This is a genomic window from Mobiluncus curtisii subsp. curtisii ATCC 35241 (assembly GCF_000146285.1).
GTDB classification, from domain to species: Bacteria; Actinomycetota; Actinomycetes; order Actinomycetales; family Actinomycetaceae; genus Mobiluncus; species Mobiluncus curtisii.
This window is the reverse complement of the sequence record NZ_GL385912.1, coordinates 429,108-446,768: the sequence shown is the minus strand read 5'-3', so window position 1 is coordinate 446,768 and position 17,661 is coordinate 429,108. Positions and strand designations below refer to the sequence as shown.

Below are 17,661 nucleotides of genomic sequence, written 5' to 3'. Positions count from 1 at the left end.
AATTTTAGCTAATCTCTAAAGCCAGACGTGGCATAATGATTCTTGATGAGAACGTTTCGAGATGCGGCAGTTGTCTTGCGTACCCAGGACTTGGGAGAAGCTGATCGCATCGTGACCCTGCTGACTGAGAAACACGGGCTTTTGCGCTGCGTGGGGCGGGGAGTGCGTAAGACCACTTCGCGCCTGGGCGCGCGACTGGAACCTTTTGGGACGGTCGACATTCAGATTCGCTGGGGCAAGTCCAACCTGCACCATATCGAACAAGTAGAAATCCTGGCACCCTACGGTCGCAGTCTCGCTAACGATTACGCTCGCTACACCGCTGCCAACCTGATGGTGGAAACCCTGGAACGTCTCACCGAAGACTCTTGGACTAACGAGAGGTACTACCACCTAACTATTGGGGCCTTGCACGCTCTCGCGACGGGGCGTCATGAGCCGTCTTTGATTCTGGATTCTTACCTGTTACGTCTCATGTCATTGGCGGGCTGGGCGGCAAGCTGCTGGGATTGCGCATCCTGCGGAGCCAGGGGACCGCACGAGTACTTTAATCCCAGTGGCGGCGGAGCGATGTGCGTAAACTGCAAGCTAACCGGGGCGCGCCCGGTTGATTCTGAGACGATGCGCTTGTTGGCAGCGTTGGCTACCGGAGATTGGCAAATTGCCCAAGAAAGCGGATGGAAGGCACGTGCCGAGGCCCATGCTTTAGTTTCGACCTTCGTGCAATGGCACGTGGAGCGTCGTCTGAAATCCATGTCCCTACTGGAACTTGCTTAGGGCTACGACGTGGAAAAATCCTGGGTACGTAGCATCACTCCGCCGCGGGAGAATCCTGAGTTGCCGTCTGGATTGTCACGCGGGGCTGTCTCACACGTGGCAATCATCATGGATGGGAATGGGCGCTGGGCGAACGCACAGGGCTTGAACCGCACTGCCGGTCACGAGGCAGGGGAATACGCCCTGATGGACACCATTGCGGGAGCTGTCGAGGCGGGGGTGAAATTCTTAAGTGTGTACGCGTTTTCTACTGAAAACTGGAAACGCAGTCCGGCAGAGGTAAAGTTCCTGATGGGATATTCACGCCGGGTGCTGCGGGATCGACGCGATGAACTGAATGCTTGGGGAGTTCGCGTGCGGTGGAGTGGGCGGGAGGGGCGCTTGTGGAAATCGGTCCTCACCGAACTGCGGAGGGCAGAGACCTTGACCAGGGGAAACACCGGCACTCAGCTGATTATGTGTCTCAATTACGGGGGGCGTGCGGAACTCGCTGACGCGGCTCGGAAACTTGCCCAGCGAGTCGCAGCGGGAACACTAAATCCCGAGCGTATCACCGAGGCTACTTTCGCTCGGGAACTGTATCTGCCGGATGTACCGGATGTTGACCTGCTCATTCGCACTTCCGGGGAGCAGCGCACTTCTAACTTTTTGCCGTGGCAGGCAGCTTACGCGGAACTTGTTTTCGCTCCCGAGCCGTGGCCCGAGTACGGGCGGGCGGCTCTGTGGCGGGATTTATTGGTCTACCAGCACCGCGACCGCCGCTTCGGCGGGGCGATTGATAGGCCGCAGTGACGATTAATCCAAGCGCAGCGGGTGGGTCTTGCACGAACGACCGTTTTCAACGCGAAATTTAAGCGCGAACCATTCTCAAAAGCCCTCAACCTGCGGTACTAAATTCCAGCCGAACTCCGAATCTGGGAAACCGGGTCTGAAATCGGTCGTTCGTGTTGTCCCAGATTGAACCCCGGTTTTCCCGATTCCTAACCGCGGCCCCACCACGCCAGGGAGCGGTAAGGTGAAATGCGATAGATAACAAAATTGGTACTAAGTTATAAACAGATTGCGAGGGGTCAAATGTGCGTTTGTTGAAAAGATTTAAGATAAGCTCTTGAGTAGATTAATTTACGGCAAGTACAAAGTTATATAGTTTAGAATCGTGATTGAGTAAACGGTACAAGCAGTCTGTTTATACATTTTAATTACTTGAGGTTGTTTTCACGGTTATACTAAGAAACTTTTGTGCTTTAACAACGGGAGAAAAGGCATCTCTTGCAACACCTTTGTAGTTAAGACCACGAGAATGGATTCCGTAAGCATATGTGCTGGAGAACCAGGGCCCGACACTATCACCTTTTTTTGCTTGACGATTATTCATTACTGTTAATTCGCATACCCTGGGAAAGTGGGTCGAATCGCAGTAATTATTAGTGACAACTGTTTGTCCGCATCTTCGTCCAGTAGTTTGGCCGTTGCGACAAAGGGCTTGTCCTACAGACGGGATTTTCAAAGCCGTTACATTCACTAAAACGCTAGGAGCGCTGTAAAACTGTGGAGCCGTGTACGCTGAAGTAGAATAGACTCCGAAATCGCCATGATTTCCAACATGGGAGCCCTCATACACGAGAGGGACGGAATGGTAAGACTGCGGAGGTTGACAGTGTCCGGCGTTAGCAGCAAGTTCGGCTTTCCGGGGCTCTTGGCAGAAAAGGCACTAGTGCATGAAGAGAGATACCCGCCTCCAAATAGGGCATCGAGAGTGGATTCTTGCATTGACTCGAATGTGAAATGAGGGCGCAGAACATGGCTGGATTTCAAAAGAGCTAGAGTCGCAGGCATTTTTTTAAAGTTAGAGATTTGTGCGGAGTCCAGTTGGATTTCGATAGTTTTTTTTCGGAAATCGACATAGGAACCAAAACGTAGATCCGGGTTTTCCGCCCGTAGTTTTTCAACGAGCTCGAAGTGGAGACGTTGAGCCTCCATATTCGAAATTCCGCTCCCTCCAGTCAGCTTGAGATAGGGGAGCTTACTAGCAGCATCAGTAACCGCTCGAGGAACCTGTCCTCTAAAGAGGATTTCACCATTCTTTCGAATATTGTCAATGTAGCTTTCCGTGAAATCATGCGGATAATTTTCCTGGGCAAAAGTAACCACTGTAGCAATTTGATCCTGCCAGTCAGAAGGTATTTCTTGGGGCGATGACGAGTCAGCATTTGCAATGTTCGCCATACTGAGCAATAAACAGAGGCTGGAGAGTATGACAATACTTTTCAATTTCATGATGACCACTTCCTTATGTCCTGAACCCCGTACCTCCATCCTAACACAGTAAATCAAGGGAAACTAGGGTGAAAATGGCATAACTGAGACTGCATGAAACGTTCGGCAAGCCAGCATAGGGGCCACAAATGCCAGAGAGAACCTATAAATAACAACATATATTGGGGCTGATAAGGATGTTGATGTCTTATTGTTTGTGTAGACCCTTAGATAAACAGCGAAGGATCGATGTTCATATCGGGACTGACCGGTTTCTTGGGATTGCGCAGCTTCGCCGGCACTCCCAGGGCGATACGCCCGGCAGGAACGTCCTTGACGACTACGGCGTTGGCGCCGATTTTGGCGCCGTCTCCGATGTTGATGGCGCCCAGGACTTTTGCGCCGGCACCCACCATGACCTCATTACCCAAGGTCGGGTGGCGTTTGCCCCGGTTCATGGACTGCCCGCCCAGGGTCACCCCGTGAAAAATTAGGCAGTCCTCGCCAACAACCGCGGTTTCCCCGATGACCACCCCGGTTGCGTGGTCGATAAAGAGTCGTCGTCCGATGGTCGCGGCCGGGTGGATGTCTACTCCCGTGATGAGGCGGGCGAATTCCTGAATCAGGCGCGCAATCATTTTAAAACCATTGACCCAAAACCGATTGGACAGCCGGTGTGCCCACAGAGCGTGAACTCCCGGATAAGTGAGCGCGACTTCTAAGCGTCCGCGTGCGGCGGGGTCACGTTTCAAGGCTGTGTCCAAGTCCTCCAACAGCAATTCCCGCACGCCGAGTTTATTGGCGGGCAGGTGCCGTGGCGGGGTGGTGTGTCTCACGAAAGTCATCAGGACGGGTACTTCCTCTGGTTGGTTAAACGACCGGACGCTAACTATTCTAGGCTATCGTTCCCGAGGCTCGTTTCGGGCGGCTTGTCCGGCAAGTTAAAGTGCTCTGCTTGAGTCCGCCCGAGCCGGTCCGAGCCAGCCCGGGCGGGTCGGGTCATCCCCGTTCATTCGCCGAAACTGCACCAGGGCGGTGGGTTCAATCAGCCTGGTTGTCGCGGTTCCTCAGTCGCCCAAGTGCGCGAACAGTACCGTGGACAGGTAGCGTTCGCCGGTGTCGGGAAGCAAAGTCACCACGGTCTTGCCGGCAAATTCAGGTCGTGCGGCGAGGGCAGCGGCTGCCGCTAGGTTCGCTCCGGAGGATATCCCAACCAAAAGACCTTCTTGCGTGGCGGCTTTCCGCGCCGTCTCGATGGCATCGTTAGAGGTCACCGTTATGACTTCGTCAACGGTTGCACGGTCGTAGTTATCGGGCACAAAGTTGGCGCCAATCCCCTGAATCTTATGGGCACCTGCCTGACCGGTGGACAGCAGAGCCGATTCTGCCGGTTCTACTGCCACGACCCACACTTCTGGGTTCTGTTCCTTGAGGAACTTTCCAACCCCGGAAACCGTGCCGCCGGATCCCACCCCAGCCACAAACGCGTCAACGTGTCCCTCAGTTTGTTCCCAAATTTCGGGACCGGTGGTGCGGTAGTGAATCTCAGGATTGGCAGGATTATCGAACTGCCCAGCGAATACAGCTTCGCGGTGGTTCGCTAAGTAGTCCTCGGCAGCTTTAACTGCGGCTGCCATCCCCCCTGCGGGGTCGGTCAGCAGCAACTCTGCCCCATAAGCCTTCATCAGCTGTCGACGCTCCACGCTCATGGAGGATGGCATCGAGATGACCACCCGATACCCCAGCGCAGCCCCCACCATGCACAGGGCAACCCCGGTGTTACCGCTGGTAGCCTCCACAATAGTGCCACCGGGCTGGAGCGCACCCGAGGCTTCGGCAGCGCGAATAATCGCCAAGCCAGGTCGGTCTTTTACCGAACCACCAGGGTTCGTGAACTCCATTTTTGCCAGCACCTTTGCGCCGGTTCCCGCGGGTAGTATCCGATTAATCTTCACCAGAGGAGTGTGTCCGATAGTTGCCGTGACGTCGTTCGCATAGCTCATTGTTAATCCCTTAAATCTCTTTTTCGGTATTTCTGTTCGTTTTCCTGACAGTGCAGTCTATTACAACCGTGAGCGCACTACTTTTATTCCCGCCTCGCCAAAAGTTACCGGCGCGCCGAGCTGGGCGGCGAGAGACGCGGCAAGTTCGTCCTGGGTGCAGCCTTCCACCGCCAGTTCAAACGTGACCCGGTTTGACCAGGTTACACTCAGGGGTTTGCAGTTTCGCGAGTGTAGCCAAGATTCCAGGGCAGCCGCGCGGTTAGCGGCGACGTCAAAGGACACCACAGGCGTGGATTTGACCTCAAGCCTTCCCGCAGCCGCAATAGCGCCCTGCGCTGCCTCACTGTAGGCTCGCACTAAGCCGCCAGTTCCCAGCTTTATCCCGCCAAAATATCGTGTCACTATCACGCAAACGTTTTGCATTTCGCTGCCCAGTAACACATCGAGCATGGGACGCCCGGCGGTTCCACTGGGCTCCCCGTCGTCATTGGAATGCTGGACTGCTTGCACACCGTGTTCCCATCCTGCAGGCAAATAAGTAAAAGCTGAACAGTGATGGCGCGCATCGGGATACTGTTTCCGTTCGGTTTCGATTACCTGACGGGCGGTGGGTTCATCCACGATACCTTGTGCCACTCCCAGGAAACGCGACCGTTTAATTTCCAGCTCGAAATATCCCGGTGCGTCCTCGGCGATGGTCACGTAACGATGCCTCATCCTTTTACCTCACGGTGGTTCAGTTTGATAAAAATATAAAATTGTTGCTAACATTGTATGTCTTGTGAACAATCACCAACTGAAAGGAGCGCAGGGCAATGGCAGTACCCAAGCGCAAAATGTCCCGCGCCAACACTCGTGCACGTCGTTCTGCTTGGACGGCTAAGTTGACGCAGCTTGATAACGTTAAGGTTCAGGGTCAGGAAGTCGCGATTCCGCGTCGCCTGGTGAAGGCTTACCAGACTGGCCGTTTGACCGTCGAAGACTAACAAGGTCGATATTCGCGACGCCCGGCCCCGGTGCTGGGCGTTACGTGTTTAAGCATCTCAAAAGTTATTTCGGGCAGGTTTCCGGGTAAGGCTCGGAGATGGAGGCAGCACCGTGGTGGACTTGAGCAGAGTCGAAATCGTTTTGTTGGATATGGACGGCACCCTGACAGATTCCGTATCTCGCATTACCGAGTATTTTGCAGCTTTGGATTTGGAGCTGCACGGTCGGATGCTTTCGCCCGACGCTTACAAGAAATATGTGGGTCCGCCTCTCGCTGATTCGATGCGGGATATGGAACCGGATGCTGACGAGCAACGAGTGGCTTTCATGGTCGCTCGGTATCGTGAAATGTATTGGCCCAATGCTATTGATGTGCCGCTTTATCCCGGTATCCGGGAAATGCTGGAAAAGCTGCGCGCTCGGGGATACCGCCTGGGCTTGGCTACCACCAAGTCTCAAGAGATGTCTTTGCAGATCCTCCAGCACTTGGGCATAGCAGATTTCTTTGAGGTCGTTTCGGGGGTAATCCCGGACACGTCGCGGGTGGACAAACCCGCGGTAATTGCCTGGGCTTTGCAACAATTTGGCGTGGAGGAACCACAGGACAAGCGGCGTGTTGTGATGGTTGGGGATCGGTTCTATGACATCGAGGGTGCTCAGATTAATGGCATTTCGGCAATTCTGACTACCTGGGGCGATACGACTCAACCAGGCGAAGAACGCGGGGCTGTCCAGGTTGTCTCGACCCCTGCCGAGCTGCTGAGCGCTTTGGGCGTCCATCCGGGAAAGAACTAACCGGCGTGGCAGCTCAGCAGATGTCTATCAGCTCTTGGAATTCCACCGGATCAAATCTGGTGGTAGCGGGGGATAACCTGCCCGTACTGGAGCTGCTACCAGACGAGTCTTTTCAACTCATTTATATAGATCCACCGTTTAATACGGGAAAGGTGCAGTCGCGTCAGTCCCTGAAAACCGTGCGTACCGATGTCCCGGTTGCTGGTTCACGGGTGGGGTTTCAGGGGCAAACTTATGAGACTGTGCGCGGGAAAGTTACCGCCTATAATGATAGTTTTTCTGATTATTGGGGTTTCCTAGAGCCTCGCTTAGAGCAAGCCTGGCGTTTACTGGCTCCCACCGGGACGTTATACCTGCATTTGGACTATCGTGAGGTTCACTACGCAAAAGTGTTGTTGGATGCGCTGTTTGGGCGGGATTGTTTCCTGAATGAGATTATTTGGGCGTATGACTACGGAGGGCGTTCCAAGCGAAAATGGCCCGCCAAACATGACAATATCCTGGTATATGTTAAAGACCAAAAACAGTATTATTTTGATTCCGATTCAGTGGATCGTGAACCTTATATGGCTCCTGGCTTGGTCACTCCGGAAAAGGCGGCACGGGGCAAACTTCCGACTGACGTGTGGTGGCACACTATAGTTTCCCCTACAGGAAAGGAAAAGACCGGATATGCCACCCAAAAACCCGAGGGTATTTTGCGGCGCATCGTCCAGGCTTCGAGCCGTCCGGGGGACTGGGTATTAGATTTTTTTGCAGGTTCCGGCACGACCGGGGCAGTCGCGGGCACTCTTGAGCGCCGTTTCGTATTAATAGATGAAAACCCAGAAGCTATTGAGATTATGCGTCGCCGGTTAAGTCGGGCGAACATTTCAGTGGAGTATCTCTCAGAGTAAGGCTCGCTTCGTGAATGTGAAACTACCAAAGATTACCCGGAGACGCAGTCCCGAAGTGTTAGCGCCAGCAGGAAACTTGCGGGTGTTAAAGACCGCGGTGGATTACGGCGCGGATGCGGTGTACTGCGGCGGGGCAGAATTCGGGATGCGCGCAGCGTCGAAAAACTTCACGTTAGAGGATATTGAACAGGGTATTCACTATGCCCACGCTCACGATGTCCGGGTCTATGCCACCGTGAATATCATTCCTGGCAACGCAGAAGTTGCGGGAATGAATGCTTACTTGGGGGCACTGGCGGAAATCGGAGTGGATGCGCTCATTGTTACGGATATTGGTGTTTTGATGGCAGCTCGACAGATTGCACCGCATACTGAGCTGCATATTTCCACTCAAGCCGGGGTGATGAACTATCAGGCAGCAGCCGCTTTGCATGAGCTGGGCGCAAAACGGGTCGTTTTAGCTCGGGAGATGAGTTTGCCGGAGATTCGAGAAATGCGTGCGAAAATTCCCGGTGACTTAGAGATTGAGGCATTCGTACACGGTTCCATGTGTATGGCTTTTTCCGGGCGCTGTTTGATTTCAAAATACACCACGGGACGGGATGCCAATCATGGAGACTGCGCCCAAAGCTGTCGATGGAAATATCATGTGGTCGAGGAAAAACGCCCCGGTGAGTTTTTTCCCGTCGAGGTGACGGATAATGGCACCTACCTGTTCAATTCTCAGGATCTGAACATGCTGGCACACCTGGATGAGGTTATTGCCGCTGGGGTCACCAGCTTGAAAATAGAAGGCCGTGCCAAGGGTGAGTATTACGTCGCGGCTCTCACCAATGCCTATAAAACCGCGGTCACTACGTATCTGAACGGAAAGGAAAACGCGACTGACCTGGCACGTGACGGTACTTTTGCCTTGCCTGAATGGGTCTTGCAAGAACCGTACAAAGTAACCCACCGAGAGTACAGTACCGGCTTCTTTTACCCCGAAAAAACAGTCGGCGAAAGCATTACCCGAGGCGGGTATATTAGTGATTGGCTGTGGTTGGGCACTGCGGTAGATTATGACACGGTTACGCAGCGCCTGACGGTGCTTTCTCGCAATAAGATGGTGCCAGGACAGCAAGTAGAGTTCCTGATGCCAGGAACTGAGCCAATTCCGTTCCAGATACCTTCTGCGGGGATACGTGACGAAACGGGGGAAATGGTGAATGAAATTAATCACCCGGCACACGAGTTTTCTTTCCCCTGCGCGCAGATTATTCCGCCTGGCGCAATGCTGCGCGGGAAAGCCCGTTAGGTGCATCCACAGCCGAGTTACTGGCTGGGGCATAAGGTCGGATCACGCTTTGAGGGAATAGGCTTCAATCTGGTCTTGGGCTAGGGTGTAAGTGTGCACATTGAGTATCAAAATGATTTAAAACCCGACCAAGCCGAAATTTTGGTTCGTGACCTGCTGGAAGTCTCTTTTGGACCCGAAGAACTGGGAAACCCTGATGATTTGATTACAGAGCTAGCGGGCAGCGGACTCCAGGTATGCTCAGCATGGGACGGTTCACGACCATTAGGGGCGGCAATCGGTTGGTTTGCCACCCCGGAAATTACCATGCTCAGTTGGCTGGCAGTGAGTCCCTTGACTCGCGGACATGGCGTCGGCTCTGAGCTGTTTCACCGGGCTATCTCGCAGTGGGAATCGTGCCACAACCCCCTCTTGATTTTGGGGGAAGTGGAAAATCCTCATCTGCACGTAGCTTCTGAGCAGCATGGCGATCCGCGTCGACGGTGGGCGTTTTATCAAAGATTGGGTGCCAAATATCTGGACTTTCCTTTCGAGATGCCCCGACTCAGCCCGAATGTACCGGTGGGCGAGGACATGTGGCTAGTGAGTTTTGCCGGTCGGGCACACGGCGCTATTGACCCTCAAACCGGTGAGCTTTCCGGTCTGGGCGTGGGCAGCGCGCTGCGGGAATTCCTGGATGCTTATTTGCGAGACAGCGCCGAGACTCGTGACGCGAACGGCAAATACCGTCCGCCGGTAGAGCGGATGCTGGAAGCAGCAGCGCAACTCGACTAATTTCATGGGTTCTGCCACACGCTACACGCTAGACCTGCCACTGTGCCCGGAGACGGCGACGATTTAAAGCGTGGGGTCGGCAGTGAAGACTTCGGCAACCTCGGAGCGAGTAGGGGAGTAGGCTCCGACTTTGCTGACCGTGAGTCCCGAAGTGATAGTGGCTCGGTGTAAAGCTGGTTGCACGTCACCCAGACGCGCTTGCCGTAGCCGGGCTTTAGCTGCTCCTGAGCCAAGCAACCCCGCGTCGAGCAAACCAGAAATCAGCCCCGCCATAAAAGAATCTCCGGCGCCCACAGTGTCCGCGACCTCTATATTGAGCGGATCTACTACCAGCATGTCCCGGTCGTTCGCGCACAGCGCATAGGAACCCCACGGTCCGCGAGTGGCAATGACCAGCCCAGGTCCCATACTTTTCCATTTGTGCAGCACCGACTCGAGGGGCACGCCCTCGCCGTAGAGCCAGGCAATATCCTCATCACTGGCTTTCACCACATCAGCGAGACTGATGATTTCTTCAATCTGAGGTCGGACTTCCTCTGGTGTACCCATCAGTGAAGGACGCACATTTGGGTCGTAGCTGACTGTTCCCCGAATCGCCATCGACTTTACTGCTGCCACCACTGCACCAGCGCCGGGCGCGAGCGTTGCGGCGAAACTGCCGGTATGCAGATGGCTAATCTGAGTTGCGTCCGGCAGCGGTGGCACTTGCCAATCCAGCTCGAAGTCGTAGGTCGCCCGACCCGCGGAGTCAATATGGGCGTTAGCAATCGGGGTTTTTTCAGCATGGTCGCTGCCCGCGATAATCTCTACCCCGGCAGAGAGCAAGTGAGCTTCAAGGCGGTTGCCCCGGGAATCATCACCCCACCAAGACGCGAGTACAGTGGGGTGTCCCAAACTGGTCAAACCGCACGCCACATTCAAGGGGCTACCGCCCACTTTTTCTTCAACCTCGCCGGCACGTTCAATGACGTCAATTAGTGCTTCACCTAAACACAGTACCGGCATTCCCGTTGAATTCATCTTTGCCATGGTTACTACTCCGCACCTAGTTTTTAGAGATTTCTGTCAGCGGAATCCGCTTTGTCTCCGGCATGACTTTCTGCGCCCAAAGTGATTGAGCGCGCATACCAATAAAGAATACACGGAATATGCCGTCGCTGCCCGGAAATGTAATCCCTGAAACAATCAGCCAGAAGTCATGGTGACTTACCGGATATTGTCATTACTGTTGCTGGTGAGAACTAATTTGCCAGCTCGAAACGGCGTTAGAAGCTGTGAGGAAATCACGGAACGGACCTTTCTCAGCCGTTAGCTCGTCTACCGAACCCGCTTGTATGACCTGTGCCCCCGAAGCGTCGTTGGGCTGCAAAAATACGACCTTATCAGCATCGCGAATGGTCGAAAGTCGATGCGCGACAACAATTACAGTTCGCCCCACAGCCAGGTCACTGATTACTTTCGTGATGGCTGATTCATTCTCGCTATCCAATGCAGAAGTGATTTCGTCTAGCAACAGAATCGGGGCGTCTTTTAAGAAAGCGCGTGCAATTGCCACTCGCTGGCGCTCCCCACCGGAAAGGCTTTGACCAGCTGGTCCGACATTTGTCTGCCAACCATGGGGCAGAGCCTCGATTACTTTGTCCAGTTGCGCACGTTTGGCAGCCGATTCAAGTTCGGCGTCACTCGCATCGGGTTTAGCTATCCTGAGGTTTTCCGCAATAGTCATATCGAACAGATAGACATCCTGGAACACGAACGAAATCATTTCCATGAGGTCTTTGGTGGGAATATCCCGTACATCTGCGCCACCGATTTTCACGGAACCGGAATTGGCATCCCAGAACCTGCCCACCAGACGCAAAATGGTTGATTTACCAGCACCCGAGGGACCCACCAGAGCCGTAATCTGTCCCTGTTCCGCCACCAGGCTGATGTCATTCAAGACCGGGCAATTATCCACGTAGCGGAAAGAAGCTCCCGCGAACTCTATGTCTTCGCCCTGAGGCAGCTTCTGTTGAGTTGTGCTCGGCTCGGGAAGCGGTCTGGCATCTATAATCTCGGTTACGGAGTCGAGGGCTACCTTTACGTTATTCAGCTCAGAGGCAATCAAAGCAGCTTTCGTCAAGGGGTATAGCATCCGGGCGGTAATCGCCATAATCGCTAAAAACGTGATGGGGGTAAGGGCGGTTTGGTTCACCAGGCACACTCCCACGCACACTATGGCAGCAAAAGCGGTGTGTACCACAAAGGTAAAAGCCTGCCCCGGTCGACTTTTGATTCTCAGCCCGTCGAGAGTTGCTTTCGAATCTGCCTTCAGTGCGATAGTAACCGGATCCCAAGAACTGGACCTGCCCGTCGCTCGTAGGACGGTCTGGAGCCGGGCAAATTCAATCAGTCGACCAGCGGCTTGCTGCGCAGATCGATCTTCTAGCTCATTTGCCCTGGTGAGAGCAGCTTGCATACCTCGCCAGATGAGATAGAGCGGGATGATTACCGCGGTCATGATTAATGCCAGAGGCCAAGAAATGAATGCGGTGGCAATAATCATCACCAACGGCACGATGAATGAGTTACAAAGCGTTGGAATCACGATTGAGGCAAAGTGTGACAGCGTGTTCACCTCTCGGGAAGTCGCATTGGCGACTGCCGCCTCTCGCTTTGCGTTGAACCAACCGAGCGGAAGTCCCAGTACGTGCTCAGCGAGACGAGAAATCATTGTGTCGCAAACTACAAAGACACTAACTCGATACGATGAAAACATGGCAACCGCGTCGACGATAAACGTTGCCAGACCCAGAACTGTCAGCACAATTAACCAAAACACAGTCTGGTCTGAACCGGAATAGAAACTCTGCATGAACCAGATTGTGACCGAAAGCGTCAACCCCTGCAGCACTGCTGAGGCTACGAACCACGAAATTATGGTGCGAAGCTGTGCACCGTCAGCGATTTTAGTCATTGACTTCCACATATCCTGACCTACCTCACCATCTGAGTCCGCCACATCGTGGCATACCGCCCGTCTTTTTCCATTAATTTGTCGTGGCAACCACGCTCAACAATCTGACCGTCTTCGATTACCAAGATTTGATCTGCATTGCGGATTGTCGCCAGACGATGCGCAATAACAATTACCGTTTTACCCGTGGTTAACTTCGCGAGAGCTTCATGTATTTGCTGCTCGGAGCGGGGATCAGCTTGGGCTGTCGCCTCGTCAAGAATCAGAATCGAAGCATCCTGCAGATATGCCCGAGCCAGTGCCACACGCTGTTTTTCACCACCGGAGAGGAACCCACCCTCGTCACCCAAAATCGTGTCATAGCCATTTGGTAGCTGCATGATGCGCTCGTGAATACAGGCGGCTTTCGCGGCTGCTTCTACTTCCGAGAGACTGGCGTCAGGTTTGGCTAGCGCAATGTTATTAAATACGCTGTCATGAGCGAGCGCCACCTCTTGCAGCATTATTGCCACGGAACCGAGCAACAAAGTATTACTGGCATCGCGCACGTCAACCCCATTGACCAAAACTGTCCCGCTGTCCGCTTCATAAAACCGGGCAATCAGTTTTGCCAACGTTGACTTGCCGCCACCTGAGGGACCTACCAGGGCGGTAACCGTGCCCGGCTGGGCGGTAAAGGAAACCTCTTCGACAGCTGGCGTGTCTGGTTCATACGAGAAAGTGACGTCGCGCATCTCCACTCTGCCCATGTCAGAGGCATCACCCGTAGTTTGGCTACCGAATTTCATTGGTTCCAAAGAAAGTAATTTGACAGTACTCTGCGCAGCGAGTCTCGCTTCGTAGAGATGCTGTAACAGACTGATTAGCGTGGCTAAGCCATCGGGAACACCCGGTGCAATCAAAAAGAATGGCAGAGTATCGGCAATCTGCATCCAACCGTTCTTTACGAAAATAACTGTCAACAGTGCCACAGTCACAAAAATCACTGCGGGACGAAGCAGCGCACCGATACTAGAAACGGCTTTACCTGATTGTGAAACCCAGCTGTATGAGATGCTGGAAAATTTTTCTCTGGCCTCATTGAACTTTGTTTTTGTGGCGTCTACGGCTTGAAAGTTTTTAATCTCTTTGATGCCTTCCAGCATTTCCACGGTGGCATTAGCCAGACCGGTTTGCGCCTCCCCAAAACGCGCGGTTAAGTCGCCGTACCCGCGCATATTGAGTACGTAAATTAATGAAATTACGGCAATCCAGAGACCAAACAGCACCAGGCACAATCGCCAATCCACCCACAGCAGGTAGCCGAACCCCGCGACCAGAGACACCACTGCATTCGTGGCATCTCCAGGTAGGTGCGCCACCATAGTGTGCACGGCCGCGGTATCGTCACAAACCATCTTTCTGATTTGCCCGCGCGAGTAGGCGTTTACCTGACCCAAGGGCAAATTGGCTAATGCGTCGACGACTTGTTGACGCATCTTGTGGCGAAGTTTTGCTTCGGAGAGGTGCGTAACGCCCAGACCTGCTACATAGAGAGACTGTCCGATAAAAAGTGAGATGAAGGCACTTGCAGCCCAGAACCAGATGTTTCCGGTCAGACCGTCTCGAGTAACACCGTGTAGCCAGATTAGAGCCATTTGGTGCAGCGAGATGTAGGGCATTATGCCTAGTATTGCCCCGCATGCGGTGAGCAGACCGGAGACAATCATCGACGTTCTTGCGGGTTTAATTAAGTCTGCAACAGACATCTTTTTCATGTAGAGCCTTTCAGAAAAATAGACACAATATGGTGGTCACAATCCAGATTGCGACCACCAGCGCCCAGTCGCGTACTCGCCAAGGGGCGGAAATTAATTCGGTACGTTTAGGAAAAGCGCCGAAGCCACGGGAATCCATCGACAATGCGACTCTCTCACCGTGTTGAACGGCGAGAATCGCCAACGGAACCAGCGAGCCTGCCCAACGCACTACCGGTGCAAAAATCCCGTAGCGCTGCCCGACTCCACGCAGGGCTTTTGCGGTTCGCAGTACTTTGAAGTCGTTCTGGAAGCGGGTAATAAAACTCACCGCCGCGATACCGGCGGAAGTGATTCGGTAGGGCACTTTAAAAGTCTGGTTTAAGCTCACCAGCATCTTTGTCGGGTCGCTATAGATGCCCGAAAGCAGAACTAAAGCTACCAGGGCTCCAATTCCGCTGCCGGCGGCATAGTTCGTGCCAACATCGTTTAGCCTTGACGCCATAGAGAGAACGTCGTTGTCAGAGAACATCCAAATCATAAAAGCAGCAACCAGCCACGAACCGAGGATGCTTCCCCAGGTACGTGTCCGGTTTGCTCCTGCCAGCAGCATCGCCAGGCTGGACACGGAGAGCAGCGAAAAATTAACCACCGGATTTTTGAGGACGAATATCGTCACCATGAGTGGCACGAGTGCGATAAACAAAGTCAGGGGATTGAAGCTGTCGAAAAGACCGCGAGTTTTGCGCTGCGGGAGGGCAGCCGGAGCTGTCACCTGTGGGGAAAATGGCAGTGCGATTATGTGTGAGCAGTATTTTTTGGCGAGCTCCAAATCGTGCGTAGCCATAATGACCAGGTGCCCTGCGGAGCACAGTTGCTGGATGAACTCCATCAATTCGCAAGTGTTTGCCCAGTCTTGTCCGTACGTCGGCTCATCGAGAACGATTACTTTGCGTTGCTCCGCCACCATCGTGGCTACGGAAAGCCGCCGTTGCTGACCACCAGAAAGCGTTAGTGGATGTTGCTCGCTGACTGCTTGCAGATGGAAACGATTCAAAAGGTCGTTGATTTGGGAATCCGTTACCTTTCCGACGCTCAGTTCTTTGCGTACGGTGGCTGCCACCATCTGGTGTTCAGGATTCTGAAACACATAACCCACCTGGTGATTGCCCTTTTTTAGGGGGATGCCCGTAACCGAAGCATTGCCCTCGAAACGCAGCAGACCGGCAAGGGCGGAGAGCATCGATGATTTTCCGGCACCGTTTTGTCCGATTACTGCGACGAAATCGCCAGCAGCGAACTCTGCGCTGATACTTGGACAGCGGCGCGGTACCGAAAAGTCATTTAGCTTCAGCAGTGCCTCCGGTCGCGCGGATACCGACTCTCCGGTCTCGTGCCATCCCGAGTCGTCCCTCATCCAGTATTTAACTTGACTGCCACAAAACTCGTTTAGCTGTGGCAATTCAATGCCGGCTTCGGAGCAAGTCAGCGCTTCCTTGCACCCCGAACGGATCGCTCGCGGCAACCAGATTCCGCAACTCGCTAATTCCTGGGTGTGGTTTAAGAACACTTCGCGGGGCGTTCCCGCCGCGATGATTTCACCTTTTTCGTTCAACGCAAGCACGGAGTCACAGATTGGCAGCAACGGATCTAAATCATGGTCAATCACGATGACGCCGATGCCCTGGTGAACCAGCTGTTCAATTAGGTCATAGAAGTCTCTACGTCCTAGGCTGTCAATCGTAGAGGTGGGTTCATCCAGAACCAGCAACTTCGGGCGCATTGCCAGCACCACAGCTATTGCCAGACGTTGACGTTGTCCACCAGACAAGGTCCAAGGACTATCATGTAGCTTTTCGCCCAAGCCGACCTGCGCAGCAGCCTGTGCCACCCGTGATTCAATCGTATCTGGATCCAGACAGAGATTTTGTAGTGCAAACGCGATGTCATCATGCACGCTACGCGTGATTACGGCAGCATCGGGATTCTGCCCCACATAGGCAACCTGTCGGGCGATAAACTCTACACTGGCATCGGCGATTTGTGTTCCACACAACTCGACACAGCCTGAATACTCACTCGGTAAACAATGCGGTATCAATCCGCAGATGGTTCTGACCAAAGTGGTTTTACCGCAGCCAGAGGGACCAATGACAGCGCAAACTTGTCCCTCCAGGTAGCTCAGGTCGACATCAGACAGAACCCACTTCTCTTGACCGTAATAGTGGACACTAAGCCCCCGAACTTTTAGGCTCTCTTTAACCTGATTGCATGTCTGATTAAGCACGGTTAGCCACACCCACGCCTGCCTTGTTCAACAGGCGAGTAATGCCTACAGTTACCAGCCCGCCCAGTAGGGCTGAAACGACAGAAGTAACCACATATGCCGTGCCAAACGGTATCCCTATAGCTTCCTTGAGCAGAGTCAGGTAGAGGAGTCCATTCAACAGACCAAAAACTCCTGCAGAAATCATGAATGCCCAGGTCTTCCACTGTCGGTAAAGCATTACTGCGAGGGGAACTTCGATGTACAGTCCCCCTATCAGATTTCCGATTATAGCCATGGGACCGGTAGGCGTGACGAAGATACAAATTACACCGATAATGAGGGAGGCTAGCATGGTGGCACCCGGACGGCGAACAACAGTCGAAGGCAACAGATAGGGGATAACCCAAAACCCCATGATGGAACAGCCAATCAAAACGCCCCGTGGGGAAGTGGCGAGCAGTGGCGAAATGTAGTTCAGTGGAAGCAGGATAATTAGCCCAACTACTGCTAATGCAGCTACGGTCATCAAATTCCGGGTTCCAAGTACGGAGTTTGCCAACCCCTTTCTGGATGAAGTGTGCACCGTTGCTGTTGTTTCCTCGATATTTTCAGTCATAGCTCTTACCAAAACCTTCTCAGACAATGAATAACAAAAAGCGTTAATTAGGTTAGCCTAACCATGTTAAATTTGAAAGTTTTGGTTCACCTGGGGTTTTAGGTGAAGAAACTTGGTATCAGCACAGTTTTACCAGCGACTCATGTGACTGCGCCGCTGCCGTTTTCTGTTTGGTGTTTCGGCGACGAAATGCCCACTGGGCATTGCTTTTATGCCGCCTACACCGTTTTCGCGACGGCTCATTCTCGGGTTAAAGGACAAATTGTGTGTCTGGGGGGGGTTAGTGAAGCGTCCTG

The 17,661-nt window shown here is 53.4% G+C and carries 17 protein-coding genes; 8 read left to right on the top strand and 9 right to left on the bottom strand.

Features of this window, described 5'->3' with window-relative positions:
• The first annotated feature begins 45 nt into the window (after positions 1 to 45).
• Positions 46 to 777, top strand: coding sequence for a DNA repair protein RecO (gene recO, locus HMPREF0574_RS01970; protein ID WP_004006998.1), 732 nt, complete (start codon positions 46 to 48; stop codon positions 775 to 777).
• A 9-nt stretch (positions 778 to 786) separates the two neighbouring features.
• Positions 787 to 1,569 (top strand): polyprenyl diphosphate synthase, encoded by a 783-nt coding sequence (gene uppS / locus HMPREF0574_RS01965; RefSeq protein WP_004006997.1) that lies wholly within the window; start codon positions 787 to 789, stop codon positions 1,567 to 1,569.
• Between the two features lie 729 nt (positions 1,570 to 2,298).
• Here uppS and HMPREF0574_RS01960 read toward each other — a convergent pair.
• The 4 genes from HMPREF0574_RS01960 to HMPREF0574_RS01945 form a co-directional block, all read right to left on the bottom strand.
• On the bottom strand, positions 2,299 to 3,054 hold the full coding sequence (locus HMPREF0574_RS01960) for a hypothetical protein (protein ID WP_236585859.1): 756 nt from the start codon (positions 3,052 to 3,054) through the stop codon (positions 2,299 to 2,301).
• A gap of 206 nt (positions 3,055 to 3,260) precedes the next feature.
• Positions 3,261 to 3,878, bottom strand: coding sequence for a serine O-acetyltransferase (cysE, locus tag HMPREF0574_RS01955; RefSeq protein WP_004006995.1), 618 nt, complete (start codon positions 3,876 to 3,878; stop codon positions 3,261 to 3,263).
• Between the two features lie 222 nt (positions 3,879 to 4,100).
• Positions 4,101 to 5,036 (bottom strand): cysteine synthase A, encoded by a 936-nt coding sequence (cysK, locus tag HMPREF0574_RS01950; protein WP_004006994.1) that lies wholly within the window; start codon positions 5,034 to 5,036, stop codon positions 4,101 to 4,103.
• Between the two features lie 60 nt (positions 5,037 to 5,096).
• Positions 5,097 to 5,753 carry an IMPACT family protein gene (locus HMPREF0574_RS01945; protein WP_004006993.1) on the bottom strand — a complete coding sequence of 219 codons (657 nt, stop codon included), beginning with the start codon at positions 5,751 to 5,753 and terminating at the stop codon, positions 5,097 to 5,099.
• A 98-nt stretch (positions 5,754 to 5,851) separates the two neighbouring features.
• On the opposite strand from HMPREF0574_RS01945, the gene rpmF reads away from it, so the two are divergent.
• The 5 genes from rpmF to HMPREF0574_RS01920 all read left to right on the top strand — a co-directional run bounded on the left by rpmF (position 5,852) and on the right by HMPREF0574_RS01920 (position 9,785).
• The gene (rpmF, locus tag HMPREF0574_RS01940; RefSeq protein ID WP_004006992.1) at positions 5,852 to 6,022 is read left to right on the top strand and encodes a 50S ribosomal protein L32; all 171 of its coding nucleotides are present in this window, start codon (positions 5,852 to 5,854) and stop codon (positions 6,020 to 6,022) included.
• 112 nt (positions 6,023 to 6,134) lie between these two features.
• Complete coding sequence (locus HMPREF0574_RS01935) at positions 6,135 to 6,818, top strand: HAD hydrolase-like protein (RefSeq protein ID WP_004006991.1); 684 nt, start codon at positions 6,135 to 6,137, stop codon at positions 6,816 to 6,818.
• Positions 6,819 to 6,838: 20 nt separating this feature from the next.
• Entirely contained in the window at positions 6,839 to 7,714 is an 876-nt protein-coding gene (locus tag HMPREF0574_RS01930; protein WP_004006990.1) for a DNA-methyltransferase, read from the top strand.
• Between the two features lie 10 nt (positions 7,715 to 7,724).
• On the top strand, positions 7,725 to 9,011 hold the full coding sequence (locus HMPREF0574_RS01925) for a peptidase U32 family protein (protein WP_004006989.1): 1,287 nt from the start codon (positions 7,725 to 7,727) through the stop codon (positions 9,009 to 9,011).
• Between the two features lie 93 nt (positions 9,012 to 9,104).
• On the top strand, positions 9,105 to 9,785 hold the full coding sequence (locus tag HMPREF0574_RS01920; RefSeq protein WP_004006988.1) for a GNAT family N-acetyltransferase: 681 nt from the start codon (positions 9,105 to 9,107) through the stop codon (positions 9,783 to 9,785).
• A gap of 63 nt (positions 9,786 to 9,848) precedes the next feature.
• On the opposite strand, the gene HMPREF0574_RS01915 is transcribed toward HMPREF0574_RS01920, so the two are convergent.
• From HMPREF0574_RS01915 to HMPREF0574_RS01895, 5 genes are all read right to left on the bottom strand, one after another.
• Positions 9,849 to 10,814 (bottom strand): PfkB family carbohydrate kinase, encoded by a 966-nt coding sequence (locus HMPREF0574_RS01915; protein ID WP_004006987.1) that lies wholly within the window; start codon positions 10,812 to 10,814, stop codon positions 9,849 to 9,851.
• 193 nt (positions 10,815 to 11,007) lie between these two features.
• Positions 11,008 to 12,789, bottom strand: coding sequence for an ABC transporter ATP-binding protein (locus HMPREF0574_RS01910; protein WP_004006986.1), 1,782 nt, complete (start codon positions 12,787 to 12,789; stop codon positions 11,008 to 11,010).
• Positions 12,765 to 14,501: an ABC transporter ATP-binding protein gene (locus HMPREF0574_RS01905; protein ID WP_004006985.1), complete on the bottom strand. Its 1,737-nt coding sequence runs from the start codon at positions 14,499 to 14,501 to the stop codon at positions 12,765 to 12,767. The genes HMPREF0574_RS01910 and HMPREF0574_RS01905 overlap by 25 nt, the downstream gene beginning before the upstream one ends.
• Before the next feature lie 10 nt (positions 14,502 to 14,511).
• Positions 14,512 to 16,767 (bottom strand): ATP-binding cassette domain-containing protein, encoded by a 2,256-nt coding sequence (locus HMPREF0574_RS01900; RefSeq protein ID WP_004006984.1) that lies wholly within the window; start codon positions 16,765 to 16,767, stop codon positions 14,512 to 14,514.
• A complete protein-coding gene (locus HMPREF0574_RS01895; RefSeq protein ID WP_004006983.1) occupies positions 16,760 to 17,365 on the bottom strand; it encodes an ECF transporter S component in 606 nt (201 codons plus the stop codon). Before HMPREF0574_RS01895 ends, HMPREF0574_RS01900 begins: the two co-directional genes overlap by 8 nt.
• Before the next feature lie 102 nt (positions 17,366 to 17,467).
• Between HMPREF0574_RS01895 and HMPREF0574_RS09705 the strand changes: the two genes are divergently transcribed.
• Positions 17,468 to 17,661: hypothetical protein (locus tag HMPREF0574_RS09705; RefSeq protein ID WP_211204371.1), on the top strand; the 194-nt coding region annotated here is incomplete at its 3' end.